Annotated in this window: 12 protein-coding genes, 1 tRNA gene and 1 other RNA gene; 6 read left to right on the forward strand and 8 right to left on the reverse strand. The window is 64.6% G+C overall.

Going from position 1 to position 13,009, the window contains the following annotated elements:
- Positions 1 to 16 precede the first annotated feature (16 nt).
- From recR to ffs, 4 genes are all read right to left on the reverse strand, one after another.
- Positions 17 to 613 carry a recombination mediator RecR gene (gene recR / locus AC5RTB_RS13665; RefSeq protein ID WP_494061609.1) on the reverse strand — a complete coding sequence of 199 codons (597 nt, stop codon included), beginning with the start codon at positions 611 to 613 and terminating at the stop codon, positions 17 to 19.
- A 56-nt stretch (positions 614 to 669) separates the two neighbouring features.
- Entirely contained in the window at positions 670 to 3,561 is a 2,892-nt protein-coding gene (locus AC5RTB_RS13670) for a DNA polymerase III subunit gamma and tau (protein WP_494061610.1), read from the reverse strand.
- 9 nt (positions 3,562 to 3,570) lie between these two features.
- Positions 3,571 to 4,491: a tRNA glutamyl-Q(34) synthetase GluQRS gene (gene gluQRS, locus AC5RTB_RS13675; protein WP_494061611.1), complete on the reverse strand. Its 921-nt coding sequence runs from the start codon at positions 4,489 to 4,491 to the stop codon at positions 3,571 to 3,573.
- Positions 4,492 to 4,520: 29 nt separating this feature from the next.
- An RNA gene (gene ffs / locus AC5RTB_RS13680) (signal recognition particle sRNA small type) lies at positions 4,521 to 4,617 on the reverse strand.
- 103 nt (positions 4,618 to 4,720) lie between these two features.
- Between ffs and AC5RTB_RS13685 the strand changes: the two genes are divergently transcribed.
- A tRNA-Ser gene (locus AC5RTB_RS13685) sits at positions 4,721 to 4,805 on the forward strand.
- A gap of 61 nt (positions 4,806 to 4,866) precedes the next feature.
- Here the strand turns inward: AC5RTB_RS13685 and AC5RTB_RS13690 are convergent.
- Complete coding sequence (locus AC5RTB_RS13690) at positions 4,867 to 5,766, reverse strand: diacylglycerol/lipid kinase family protein (RefSeq protein ID WP_494061612.1); 900 nt, start codon at positions 5,764 to 5,766, stop codon at positions 4,867 to 4,869.
- Positions 5,767 to 5,970: 204 nt separating this feature from the next.
- On the opposite strand from AC5RTB_RS13690, the gene AC5RTB_RS13695 reads away from it, so the two are divergent.
- On the forward strand, positions 5,971 to 7,032 hold the full coding sequence (locus AC5RTB_RS13695; protein WP_494061717.1) for a ferredoxin reductase: 1,062 nt from the start codon (positions 5,971 to 5,973) through the stop codon (positions 7,030 to 7,032).
- Positions 7,033 to 7,043: 11 nt separating this feature from the next.
- Positions 7,044 to 8,228 (forward strand): fatty acid desaturase family protein, encoded by a 1,185-nt coding sequence (locus AC5RTB_RS13700; protein WP_494061613.1) that lies wholly within the window; start codon positions 7,044 to 7,046, stop codon positions 8,226 to 8,228.
- A 16-nt stretch (positions 8,229 to 8,244) separates the two neighbouring features.
- Here AC5RTB_RS13700 and AC5RTB_RS13705 read toward each other — a convergent pair whose 3' ends face one another.
- Entirely contained in the window at positions 8,245 to 9,165 is a 921-nt protein-coding gene (locus AC5RTB_RS13705) for an oxygenase MpaB family protein (protein WP_494061614.1), read from the reverse strand.
- A gap of 148 nt (positions 9,166 to 9,313) precedes the next feature.
- Between AC5RTB_RS13705 and AC5RTB_RS13710 the strand changes: the two genes are divergently transcribed.
- Positions 9,314 to 9,772 (forward strand): glutathione peroxidase, encoded by a 459-nt coding sequence (locus tag AC5RTB_RS13710; RefSeq protein WP_494061718.1) that lies wholly within the window; start codon positions 9,314 to 9,316, stop codon positions 9,770 to 9,772.
- Between the two features lie 13 nt (positions 9,773 to 9,785).
- Here the strand turns inward: AC5RTB_RS13710 and AC5RTB_RS13715 are convergent, their stop codons facing one another.
- Positions 9,786 to 10,664, reverse strand: coding sequence for a Cof-type HAD-IIB family hydrolase (locus AC5RTB_RS13715; protein WP_494061615.1), 879 nt, complete (start codon positions 10,662 to 10,664; stop codon positions 9,786 to 9,788).
- Positions 10,665 to 10,790: 126 nt separating this feature from the next.
- Here AC5RTB_RS13715 and AC5RTB_RS13720 point away from each other — a divergent pair, with 126 nt between their 5' ends.
- Together AC5RTB_RS13720 and AC5RTB_RS13725 are read left to right on the forward strand one after the other, a co-directional pair.
- The gene (locus AC5RTB_RS13720; protein WP_494061616.1) at positions 10,791 to 11,423 is read left to right on the forward strand and encodes a DUF4352 domain-containing protein; all 633 of its coding nucleotides are present in this window, start codon (positions 10,791 to 10,793) and stop codon (positions 11,421 to 11,423) included.
- Entirely contained in the window at positions 11,416 to 12,804 is a 1,389-nt protein-coding gene (locus tag AC5RTB_RS13725; protein ID WP_494061617.1) for a multicopper oxidase domain-containing protein, read from the forward strand. Before AC5RTB_RS13720 ends, AC5RTB_RS13725 begins: the two co-directional genes overlap by 8 nt.
- On the opposite strand, the gene AC5RTB_RS13730 is transcribed toward AC5RTB_RS13725, so the two are convergent.
- Positions 12,773 to 13,009, reverse strand: a complete 237-nt coding sequence (locus AC5RTB_RS13730; protein WP_494061618.1) for a hypothetical protein — start codon at positions 13,007 to 13,009, stop codon at positions 12,773 to 12,775. The genes AC5RTB_RS13725 and AC5RTB_RS13730 overlap by 32 nt on opposite strands.

A 13,009-nucleotide genomic window follows, 5' to 3' on the forward strand; every position in this document is an offset into this window, starting at 1 on the left:
ACTGGCCTCCGGCCGATCAGGAAACGGTGCGGCGGCCCTCGAAGGCGCGGCCCAGGGTGATCTCGTCGGCGTACTCGAGGTCTCCACCCACGGGAAGGCCGGAAGCCAGGCGGGTGACCTTGACGCCGATGGTCTTCAGCATGCGCACCAGGTAGGTGGCTGTTGCTTCGCCCTCGAGGTTGGGGTCGGTGGCGATGATGATTTCCTGAACCTGGTCGTCGGAGAGGCGGTTCAGCAACTCACGGATGCGCAACTGCTCGGGGCCGATTCCGGCAATCGGATTGATGGAGCCTCCGAGCACGTGGTACTTCCCGCGGAAGGAACGCGTGCGTTCGACGGCGATAACGTCCTTGGACTCTTCGACCACGCAGATCGCGGAGGGATCACGCCGGGGGTCACGGCAGATGCCGCAGGTCTCCTGCTCTGCGACGTTGCCGCAGATTGTGCAGAACTTGACCTTCTCCTTGACGGTGACGATCGCGTTGACGAGGCGCTTCATGTCATCTCCGTCCGCTTCAAGGATGTGGAACGCGATGCGTTGTGCTGACTTGGGGCCCACGCCGGGCAAGCGTCCCAGCTCGTCGATGAGCTCCTGAACTGCGCCTTCGTACACGGGGTTGCCTTAGCTGTAGGTGGTGCTGAGTTGGCCGGGCTGGACTGACCGGCCCGTCACTGGTCGAGGCTGCGTTCCTCGATCAGCCGACCGTTGAGGATTCGTTCGATGGCCTGACGTCCAACCAGCCCCGACTGTTCGATGGTTTCGTCGTCTGCACTGGGAATGTCCTCGACGTATTTCAAGTCTACGGCTCCGGTCTGACGTCCCTGCGGCTGCGGCCGGGCTGCTTCGGCCCGCGCGGCTTCATCGAGCAGCTGCTGGTAGCGGCTTGGACGCACCGACGGCTCCTCCTCGAAGGCGGGTTCCTCGGGGCCCGGGTCCTCAGGGTCCTGTGGAGGTTCGACCCTGAGCCAGTCGTCGGTTGCTGCTGGTGCACTGACCTGTGCGTGGTTCTGCTGGGCAGGCACCGCTTGTACGGGTGTCCTCTGCGCATGAGGCTGTTGACTGTAGCCCTGCTGGGGTTCCGGCTGCGGCGTGGTGGGTTGGACGGGGGGCTGCTGTGCTTGAGGCTGCTGCACGCGCTCGCTACGCGGGGAGTCCTGGACAGGAGCCTGTCGCCCGGGAACCTGCTGGGTCTGGGCTTGCTGAGGTGCTTGCTGTGCTGGTTCTTGCTGGGAATCGGGCTGTTGCGTGGCCTGCCGCGCGGTAGGGCGCTGCGCGTGGTTCTGCTGCGCGGGGTTTTGCTGCGCGGGCACGCCCTGTGCCGGGTCGGAATGGCTGGGCAGTCCCCAGGCAGCATCCGCTGCCGTCGCGGATGCTTCACCGTTCGAGGAGGGCGAAGGGGAACTGTTGGCGTCAAGGTGTTCCTGCGCCTTGGCCGGCTCGTTCCGGCTAGTAGGTACTTTTGGGTCGGGTTCACCCGCTGCCGCGGCGCCGTCATGGATAGCTTCGATCGAGCAGGTCAGGCCAAGCACCTTGTTGATCGCCTGCTTGAGGTTGTCCATGTGCTGGCCACGCTGGAAGCCGAGCGCGTTACCTTGCGACGCGAACGCCAGTGTGAGCTGGTTGTCGCTGAAGGAACGCGGCTTCGCGTCTGCGTTGACGTTCAACCACGTGCTGCGCTTGATGCGGGCGAGCTCATCCATGATCTCGGGCCAGGCTCTGCGGATCATTTCGATCTGACCGGATCCCCGTGCTGCCGGCGCTCCACCCGCAGGCTGCGGTGCCTGCGGAGACGCGGGCGGGGGAGCAGACGGCTGCGGTTGTGACCCGTGCGGACCTTGCGGCTCATTGCGCGAGGTGGCAGGCCCGGAGGCTGCCGGTTGCTGCTGCGTTGCGGAGGGTTCCGACGGCTGCGGCGTGCGCGCGTCTGCTGAACTGCGTTCCTCGGATGTGGGCGGTTCGGGCGGCATGCCCCATCCGCCGCCCCAATCCGCAGCGGCAGGTTCCTGCGCCGAGGGGGTTGCCCGCTCAAGCTTCTCCGCCGGGGCCGGGACTTCCTGCTGGACGGTAGAAGGCTGGGAGGGTGCGGGCTGCGGTGCAGCGGGCTGGGATCCGGGCCCGGCTTCCCAGGACTGCGACCCGGCCGCCTCGGAGGCGTCCCGCTCGGTGCGGGAGAACTGCGCAGCGGCATCCTGAACGGCTGGAGCTTGGACGGCTGGAGCTTGAACGACTGGAGCTTGAACAACTGAAGCTTGAGCGGCAGGAGGCTGTGAGGCAGGCACCTGCGACGCAGCCCGCGGCGCGGCAGGCTGCTGTGCGGCTGGTTGCGGGGAGGGAGCCGGCTGGGAAGCAGACGACGCAGGCACAGCCGCGGCGGTACTCGCGTCCGGGAGGCCGCTGGCGTAACTGAGCCGGCGTTCGATGCGGTCCACCCGGGCGAGGGTGCCCTGTTCCGACTGGTCGGCAGCGGGCAGCAGGACCCGGGCGCACAGCAGCTCGAGATGAAGGCGTGGAGAAGTGGCACCGGTCATCTCGGTCAGCGCCGTGTTGGTGATGTCTGCGGCGCGGGAAAGCTCAGCCCGTCCAAGCTGCTGTGCCTGGGTCCGCATGCGATTCAGCTGATCGTCGGGGATGCCGCGCAGGATGGACGCTGCCGCATCCGGTACGGCGTTCACGATGATCAGATCGCGGAACCGTTCGAGAAGGTCCTCCACGAAGCGCCGCGGATCATGGCCGGTTTGGATGACACGGTCCACAGCGCCGAAGACGGTCGCGGAATCATCTGCCGCAATGGCATCGACCACATCGTCGAGCAGGGATGCGTGGGTGTAGCCGAGTAGCGACACGGCCAGCTCATAATCCAGCCCGGACGCTCCCGCGCCGGCCATTAGCTGATCCAGCACTGACAGTGAGTCCCGCACGGACCCGCCGCCCGCGCGAACCACGAGGGAGAGCACACCGGGTGCCACCGGAATGTTCTCCTGGTTGCACAGCAGCTCCAGGTACGCCATGAGCGGTTCCGGCGGCACCAGTCGGAACGGATAGTGATGCGTACGGGAACGGATAGTCCCGATCACCTTGTCCGGCTCGGTGGTGGCGAAGATGAACTTGATGTGTTCCGGGGGCTCTTCGACGATCTTCAGCAGGGCGTTGAAGCCCGCACTGGTGACCATGTGGGCCTCATCGATGATGAAGATCTTGAAGCGGTCACGGACAGGTGCGAAGGTGGCGCGCTCGCGGAGGTCACGGGCGTCGTCGACACCGCCGTGTGACGCAGCGTCGATCTCAATGACGTCCAGGCTGCCCGAGCCGTTGCGGGCCAGCTCCACACAGCTGTCACACGTGCCGCAAGGGACGGGCGTGGGGCCCTGTGCGCAGTTGAGGCAGCGCGCCAGAATGCGGGCGGAGGTGGTCTTGCCGCAGCCGCGCGGGCCGGAGAAGAGATAGGCGTGATTGACCCTGTTTTTGGAGATCGCCGTCATCAGTGGCTCGGTGACGTGCTCCTGACCAATCACGTCGGAGAAGGTCTCCGGACGGTACCGGCGGTAAAGGGCTGTACTCACAGAAGAACTCTATCGGTTGGGTGGGGCAGCGGCGGCATCGGTGGAGGACAGGTGGGAGGGGTTCACGATCCATGGTTCACGGGGCAGCTCGTGCGGATCAAATGCCCCCAGCGCAGCCTCCAGTGAGCAGTCCGGCAAACCGAGCGATCGCAGGATCAGTGCCCGGATTTCGGCGACTTCCCAGCCCTCCGCGGTGAGTGCTTCGAGAGTGACGGCACCGTCCCGCTTGGCCAGCCGGCGTCGTTCCGGGTTGAGCGCCAGCGGGACGTGTGCGTACTCAACAGGAGGCAGGCCGAGCAGTAACCCGAGATAGGCCTGGCGCGGTGCTGAACTCAGCAGGTCGTCGCCGCGGACCACCTGGTCGATGCCTTGCTCGGCATCGTCAACCACGACGGCAAGGTTGTATGCGGGAACCCCATCATTGCGAACCACCACAAAGTCATCCACGGCACCGGTGTACAACCCGTGGAGGACGTCGCGGATCTCATAATGTTCGACGTCGGTGCGCAACCTCAACGCAGCCGGCCTCACCCGACGGGCCGCTGCCCGCTCTGATTCCGAGAGGTCCCGGCAGGTGCCGGGGTAGTGGCCGGGAGGAACATGCGGGGCGGACGCAGCCTCGGCAATGTCGCGGCGGGTGCAGAAGCACTCGAAAAGGCGCCCGTCGTGCTGGAGGCGGCTGACGGCGTCGTCGTAATGGTGCTGCCGCTCGCTCTGGCGGACAACCCCACCGTCCCAGGAAAGCCCGACAGCGGTGAGCTCAGCAAGCTGCTCCTCCTCCGCTCCGGCGCGGACGCGGTCAAGGTCCTCGACGCGCAACAGGAACCGGCGGCCGGTGGAGCGGGCGAAGAGCCAGGCGAGGATCGCAGTCCGAAGGTTCCCCACGTGAAGTTCACCCGTAGGGCTTGGCGCGAAGCGGCCGGCGGTCACTGGATCCTCCAGACACGGCAATCAGGGAACGTAAAGACCCCCCATGCACCTGCCAGAGCCCGCCTACCCTTGCTACCTTCCGGTCCTGGGGGAGTTCAACAGGATGACACCACATGAGGGGCCGCGTAATAGTCTACACAAACCGCCGGGAGGGTTGCCTGCCCGGGCAGTTACCGCCCGATTCGGCACTTCTGGCATGTACGGGTATTCTGGAACCTGCTCCAAATGAGGAGGATTCGCCTAGCGGCCTATGGCGCACGCCTGGAACGCGTGTTGGGTTAACGCCCTCGGGGGTTCAAATCCCCCATCCTCCGCAGTAAACAAGCACCCCGGTCCACACGACCGGGGTGCTTTGTTTTTTGTGCGCGGGTCAAGCTAGCCCACTACCGCCAGCGCCCGGGGTATGCTCCTGATCTTCACCGACGTGTGGGCCGGGGCAGACCGGACTTCGCCGTCGATCTGGTAGGGGATCGGCTTCAGCGTCGTGAACTCGTAATATCCCATGCTGGGCTGATCACCGAGTCCCTTGGTTGTTGCCCGTAGCGCCCGCAGCAGGATTCGCCACTTTGCCTGGTGGGCGAAAGTGATGACCTCAAATTTGCCGTCGGAGGCGTCGTCGTCAGCTTCGCTGAGCGTTGCGTACTTCGCCATCTGTGAGATGTTGGCGAAGACCAGGCTGTCGAAGCGGCGGCGCTTGCCGTCCTTCTGGCGGATCTCGAACGGGCGAAACTTCGCGAAGGTACGGACCACAGTAAACATCTCCTTGAAGGCACCCTTGCTGCCTTTTTCAAGATCGATGGCAACGATGGGGGTCAGGCCGAACCCGATATAGGAGTGGGCATAGACCGAGTGGGCATCAGGACCCGCCTCAACGCTGATCTCCAACAGGTCGATCCTACGGACGGAACCTTCCAGGATGGCGTCAGCCAGTGGCTGCCGGCTGATGGTGCGGTGGTGGTCGTTGGCGTTTCCAGCAGCTAGGACGGCGGTTGCGGCGTGCGCGTTGGAGCTTGCCATCACCCCGTTCACCACCTCGTTGTAGCCGCCGTCGCCACTCACCGACACAACGAGCACTTTGCCCCCGCTGTCGGCAGCACTACGTGCGAGTTCGACGGCGTGACCGGCGTGATCGGTTGGATGGAGTTCCACTCTGGCCGGGTAAGGCAGGGAATCCTTGATTTTCTGTTGCAGCTCCGCTGCCAGCTTCGGAGCGTCTCCGGTGCTGTTGGGGTTGAAGATGATTGAGATGGTGTCGAATGACTGCGATGCGTTCATGGTAGGGCGCCTCCGGGCGTATTCTTAGAGGCCGCCTCCGGGACGGGCTCTGAAGTAATCGTAAGCCTGCTGAGTAAAGTATTCTTGAGTGAACCGTCCCAACGGTGGAGTATGGAGTTCACATGACACGGCATCGGCCGTGATCTGATAGCTTTCGGCCATGTGCCGATCCTGTGAGGAGTTGCGATTGGACCTGCAGGAATGATGATCCGGCGACCGAAGCTGAAACATGCTGTTTCCGCGCTGACCACGCCGTTGGCGCCGGAGGATTTCATGGCGCTGTTCAACCCGGTATTTTCCGCGCGCCAGTTGCGCGGCGTTGTCACCAAAGTAGTGCCGGAGACGGATGACTCAGTGACCATTTACTTTCACCCCGGCCGTGGGTGGAAAGCCCATCGCGCAGGGCAGTGGGCACGTATCGGAGTCGAACTGGACGGCGTCCGCCATTGGCGCTCCTATTCGCTGAGTGCCGCAGCCGGGCAGGACCCAGCGATCACGGTGACGGATATGGGTGCCGTGTCCGGGGTGCTGGTACGCGAAACCAAGCCGGGAGACGTTCTGTTCCTGGCGCCGCCGCAGGGCAGCTTTGTGCTGCCCGACAGGCCACGCCCGCTTCTGATGCTGACCGCCGGCAGCGGCATCACACCGGTGATGTCCATGATCCGTACCCTGGTTCCGCGCCGTCCCGACGCGGACGTTGTTCTGATCCATTCGGCGAGAACCCCCATGAAGACTCTCTTCGTCGAGGAGCTTCGCGAGCTTGCGGACCAGTTCCGCCAGTTCCGGGTGAAGCTGTGGTTCACCTCCGAGCATGGCCGTATCGACTTCACTTCCCCGGACACTCTGGACGAGCTCTGTGAGGACTGGCGGGAGAGGGCAGCCTACGCCTGCGGACCGGAGGAGTTCCTTCAAAGTGCCGAGTCGCTGTGGGAAGGCCAGGCAAGACTGGCGGGAGGAAGCCTGACCATTGAACGGTTCACCACTACGCTCGCGGGCGGGAGTGGGAACGACGGCGGTCTGGTCACCTTTGAGGCCTCCGACCGGGAAGTGGAAGCTGACGGTGACACGCCGCTCCTGGAGGTGGGAGAGGACGCGGGGCTGCTCATGCCGAGCGGCTGCCGGATGGGCATTTGCCACAGCTGTCTGCTTCCGCTCCGCGCGGGACAAGTCCGGGACCTTCGCACCAACGAAATACATGGGGACCCGGGGCAATTAATTCAAACGTGCGTTTCGGCGGCAGCCGGACCGGTGAACCTCGATATCTAAGGAGTGAGGGTATGACAAACCTCGTAGAACAAGTGTCAGAGGACACAGCAGTAGAGAAGTCCGCACCGCGCCGACGGCCCGGAGCGCTCGCCGAAACCGGGCACCCGCTCGTTCGGCCGCCCGCAGCTGCTCATCTCTCGGATGAACAGGTGGCGGAAATGGCCCGTGAACTGGACGCCATCCGGGATGAAGTGCTCGGGCGCCGCGGGCAATACGACGCAGACTATATCCGCCGGGTCATCAAGGCCCAGCGGGCCCTTGAGTTCGGCGGACGCGCAGCGCTGCTCTTCGGACGGAACAAGGTGGCCTGGGTGGCCGGCACCACGATGCTGAGCTTCGCCAAGATCCTGGAGAACATGGAGCTCGGCCACAACATCCTGCACGGCCAGTGGGACTGGATGCGGGACCCGGACATCCACTCGACCACCTGGGACTGGGATTTCGTTACCCCGACACGGTCCTGGCAGCACACCCACAATGACCTGCACCACCGCTGGACCAACGTTGTGGGCAAGGACCGCGACGTCGGATACAACCTCCTGCGCATGGATGATGACCAGCCCTGGAAGCCCTTCAACCTCGGCAACCCCGTATACAACGCCGTTCTTGCGCCGCTCTTCGAGTGGGGAATTGCCCTCTACGACCTGGAGATACCGGAGTACAAGGAGGGCCTCAAGTCCAAAGAGGCTATGAGGAGAGACCTTCAGGCTCTCGGACGCAAGGCTGCCAAGCAGTTCGGCAAGGACTACCTTGCGACTCCTGCGGTGGCCATGCTCACCGGGTCGGGCCGGCGCGCGCTGTTCGGAACGCTCACCGCTAATGCCGTGCGCAACGTCTGGGCCCATGCAGTGATTTTCTGCGGACACTTCCCCGCCGGCACGGACACCTTCACGGAAGAGATGGTCGACGGCGAGACCCGCGGCGACTGGTATGTCCGGCAGATGATCGGGTCGGCGAACATCTCCGGCTCGAAGTTCATGCACCTGATGACGGGCAACCTGTCGCACCAGATCGAGCATCACCTGTTCCCCGACCTGCCGTCGAACCGCTATCACGAGATTGCCCCGAAGGTCCGGGACATCTGCAAGCGCTACGGACTGCCGTACACCACGGGGCCGCTGCTCAAGCAGGTCGGCTCCGCTTGGGCGAAGGTCTTCCGGCTCGCGGTTCCTGACCGCAAGCCTGCGGCCACCTAGGAAGCAGGCGCGGAGCTCAGCTGCCCGTAGGCGGGTGCTGGGACCGTACCCGCCGGATCCGGCGAAGCGCAGCCGCTTCGCTGGGTCCTTGGCGGCCCAGCCCGAGCTTGAGCACCCCGAGCACCAGCAGGACCGCCGGCTTCACGGGCAGTGGCACGGGCCCGATATGCGGGAGCGAGAGCCCGAGCAACTCTCGTTGCCGCGGAGTGAGCGTCGCCACCGCACCGGTAAAGAGCACCCGATAGCCCAGCCGCTGTGACCGCGGAAGAGGCGGGCGCCTGATGTAGCCCAGCGCGTCCTGCACCTGGTGGCTGGAGGTGAGTTCGTCGTCGTACGCGGCAAGCTGCGCGCGCAGCTCGGCGACGTTGCGCGGCGGATCGGTCACGCCCATCAGTTCACCGGCTACTGCCCACTGCCCGACGTACTCGTCCGGGCCGCCCGGAAAGCTGAGCCCGTACTTCTGGTGCGTGCTGAGGAAAGAGTCGGTGAAAGCCAGATGGACCCAGCGCAGCAGGTGCGGATCGTTGGCGCTGTAGGAATGCTCGACGCCGTTCGCGTCCTCGTATGTACCGACCACCTTCTCATGCAGGCGGCGCACCCATCCGGAAGCGTTGCGCGCGGCTTCGGTGGACCCGTAAGTGACGGTGAAAATCCAGCGGATCGTGTTGGCGAGCCGGCCAAGCGGGTCTTCCCGGAAATTCGAGTGAGCGTACACGCCGGCCATCGCGCCGGGGTGCAGCGCCTGCAGCAGAAGCGCACGAATGCCGCCCACGGTAGGGGTCATGGAACTGTGGACCGACCAGACGGCGGACCCGGGAGCGAAGTAGCCGACGTCGTCGCCCTCAGCCAATTCTTCGGTCCAGGCCGGCGGCGCGGCGCCCGTGCCGGTGAACGTGTTCTTTAGCTCGATGCGAAGACGGGTGAATGGTGACGCCATTGCACCAGTATGCGCGGTGAACCCGGTGGCCACATCCGGGCAGGCATCGCTGACGAACCCCAATCAGCTACTGACCACAATCGGGAAGCCCACCAATAACCAAGGAGTATCAGTGTCCCCGCAAAACCTGCACGACATCCCGCTGACCATGATTGACGGCACCGAACGCAGCTTCGGTGACTTCAGGGGCAAGACCGTTCTGGTGGTGAACGTTGCCTCGCAGTGTGGCTTCACGCCGCAGTACACGGCGCTGGAGGCGCTTTACCGGAAGTACGCGGACCGGGGCCTGGTGGTGCTGGGGGTACCGAGTAACCAGTTCATGGGACAGGAACCCGGCACCGAAGAGGACATCCAGGCCTTCTGCTCCAGTACCTTCGACGTCACCTTTCCGCTGACCAGGAAGACCGACGTCCGGGGCCGCGACCAGCATCCCCTGTACGCCGAACTCACGAAGTTCAAGACCGGGCCGCTGCCGGGACTGGTGAAGTGGAACTTTGAGAAGTTCCTGGTGAACGACGCCGGCACTGTGGTTGCGCGATTCGCCCCCACAGTGGAGCCCGACTCCGAGGAGGTCGTCGCGGCGATCGAAAAGGCACTGCAGTCCTGACTGAACTGCAGTCCTAGACGGAGGAGACCGCGATGTCGGCGCAGCGCAGGAGGAAGGCGGCGCCGGCGTCGTCGTTGGTCAGTTCGCCCTCGGTGAGGACGGGGTAGGGCTTCTCCGGAACTCCATCGGCGGGCCGGACGTCGACGTGGGCGACGCTGTAGCCGTGTTCGTGGAGGTAGTCGGCCATGGCGTAGTCGGTGCGTGAATCGCCGACGGTCCGCCAGGTGTGCGGGATGTTCCCGTCGAGCAGGCGCAGCGCACGCTCGGCGCCAAGGTCCTTGCCCACGCGCACGGATTCGATGTCGGTGGAGATGATGGTCGGGTCCACCCGGTAGTCGACGCTGTCGTCGCTGTCCGGAAGGTGGTGCGACAGGCGGCAGACGCCCATGTCGAGGCGCTGCATGATCTCCAGGACCGCCGCGTCGAACGGGCCTTGCCGGTCCAGGTAATCCACATTCTCGACATCGAGGCGCTGCTCGATCGAGACCATGGCGCGCTTGGTTTCGTCGAAGAACATATGGTCGGCAAAGTCGTCCTCGACGAGGCGCCGCACCTCGCTCCCGAACTCCTGTGACAAGGCCAGGGTCTCGTCGACCTGCACGTCGGTTGCCCCGTTGATACCGAAACTGAACCAGGTGGCGCCCTTCTCGCAGATGGCGTGAAACGTGATGCCCTCCGGAATGCCGGCGGCAACCATCGGCTTCATGACCTCCTCGCGGATGAACTCATCCGATCGGCCGGTGTTGAAGATGACGGGCCAACCAGCTCCAGCCAGACTGATGAGCGCGTCAATGATTTCGGGCCGTACAGTCCGCGTGACGGGGCTGGCAACCGGCCCGTCGACGTCGAGAAGGAGGCCGATGGGGGCAGGTCCGGTCAGCGAGGAAGTCACCGCCCCAGTATCGGCGTAACCGGTCACCGCGGGGAAATCGATGACAGCCCAGCACCAAGGGTTTCTCCAAGGTCTGGAGATAAAACTGAGGATCCGCAGCATCCACGCATGACATAAGGGCAAGCAATGGCGATCGAAAGAATCGCGCTGGCCGGGCAGGATGCGGCTGACCTGATGCCTGGGGAGGCAGCCGATCGTCCCGACGGTATCACGCGAAGAGTATTTGGCATTCTGATAGGCACCGGTGCACTGGGCACCGCAGCAGGCTGGGGCATCGTCTCCGCCGCCGGGGGCACCGAGGAGGTTCCGACGTCGTTCGGGTCCGTCCGGATTGCCGCGGCTGAACGGCAGGCCCGGTTGATTGGCGCAGCCGGTGCACAGGCACCCGGCGCACATTCAACGCACGGGACCGCTTCATCGGGAGGGGCTGCCCAGCCCTTCAATCACACCTGGGGTGAACACCTGGCAGTGAAGCTCAATGTGCGCAACACCTCCGAGCGCAATGTGTTGTTCGCGCCGGGTCAGCTGCGCCTTATCGTCACAAAATCTACGACGGTGACCAACCGTGCAGCCGACGTGTCGAAGATTCTGCTGACCGCGGGCTCACAACGCAGCCTGTGGATCAGCTTCCTTGTCCCCACCGGCGCAGCAAGCCTCGCGGCCCAGTTCACGGACCCCTGGGGCGGCCCGGCTCCGCTGGTGCTTGCGCTTCCTCGAATCTCCGTCCGACCCGGCTCCCTGGAGGACAATCATGGCTGAGCAGCTGCCTCCTGAGATACTAGCCCGCGGAGACCTTTTGAAACTGGGTGCGGCTGCCGGGTTGGGGTTTGCGGCCCTGCCGCTGATGCGGCCCCACACCCCGCCGTCGCGGGCGGCCCGCACGCCCATCCCACTTGCGTTGGCGCCGCTGCCGGGAGTGCTGGACCTCTACATCAACGAGGGTTACCTCAAGATGGTCGATGACACGCTCGTCTATCATCGCGGGTTCGGCAGCAGGCCCACCGATATCAACGACGCCAGTCCGAGCCTTGGGATGGACCCGACGGTCATCACCGTGGCCGGTGAAGTGATACCGAGCCGCAGCTATCCGTTGGGGGCACCCTTGCCTCCGCGGGGCACACCCACGCCAGTCGGCCCCGATCCTGCCAATCCCGGCCAGTACTTCATCCGCCGCAACTACTGGGCGAGCTATTTCCCGCAGCGGACGATCATCGCCGAGTTGGGGAGCGTTGTCCGGCTGCGCGTGCAGAATCGGCTGAACAAGCCCCACACCCTTACGGTGCATGGCGCAGGACCCGACGGCGATGACCTCACCACCGGCCCCATTGCGCCCGACTCGGTGGGCATCCTGGAGTTCGATTGCCCCAAGCCGGGGACCTACATCTTCGCCGATCCGATGAACGCTCCGGTGGAACGGGTTCTGGGCCTCTTCGGGGTGCTCGTGGTCATGGACCCGGAGCACCAGTGGGACATCGCAGCGGACGGCGCTACCTTCGAGCGCCAGTGGCTCTGGATCTCCCACGCGGTGGAACCCCGATGGGCGTCCATGGAGGCCTTAGGTCAGACCGTGAATCCCGCGCAGACGAGGGCAGTGCCGCGCTACTTCACGCTCAACGGCCGCAGCGGCTTCGAATCCCTCGGCATCACGTTCAATGACGCCGTCAACCTTGCCACGGAGGAGGAAACCCTCATTTCGGGGTACCCACGGCAGCTCGATGTACGTCAGTTCGGCGAGGGCACCGAACTGGGAACCCTGCGCGGTGGACAACTGGTGCGGTTGGTCAACCCCGGAATCGTTTTTCACCAGATGCACTTTCACGGGAACCACATCTGGACCGTTAGGCGGAACAACACGGACTGGCCCCGGCATGAGGGATTCGTCGACAGCGACGGCCACGTGGTCCTGCAGCAGTGGGAGGACGTCGTTGAACTGGAGCCGATGGACCGCAAGGACTGCATCATCCCGATCAAGCGACCGCCGGACGCCATCGATCCCGTCTGGTTCGCCCGCACCGGCGACTGGGTTTACCCCATGCACTGCCATGCGGAACCGTCACAGACCGCCGCCGGCGGCCTGTATCCCGGCGGCCTTGTTGCCCACTGGACCCTTAAGGGCCCCAATCCAGGAGCCACGCAGTGAGTATTTTCAACCGGAAGCGTTCTGACCGTCGCTCGGCACGGAAAACAACCAAACCGACCCGCAAACCCACACCTTCCCCGTCACCGATTGCGACGACCAGTCCGAGCGCGACAGCCAGCCCTTCTCCCAGCCCAAGCACCGCCTCTCCGTCCGCTTCCGCATCAGCCAGCGCGACGGCGACCGCGTCACCTACCCCAACGCCCAC

It is taken from the genome of Arthrobacter sp. M71 S08, from assembly GCF_059089725.1.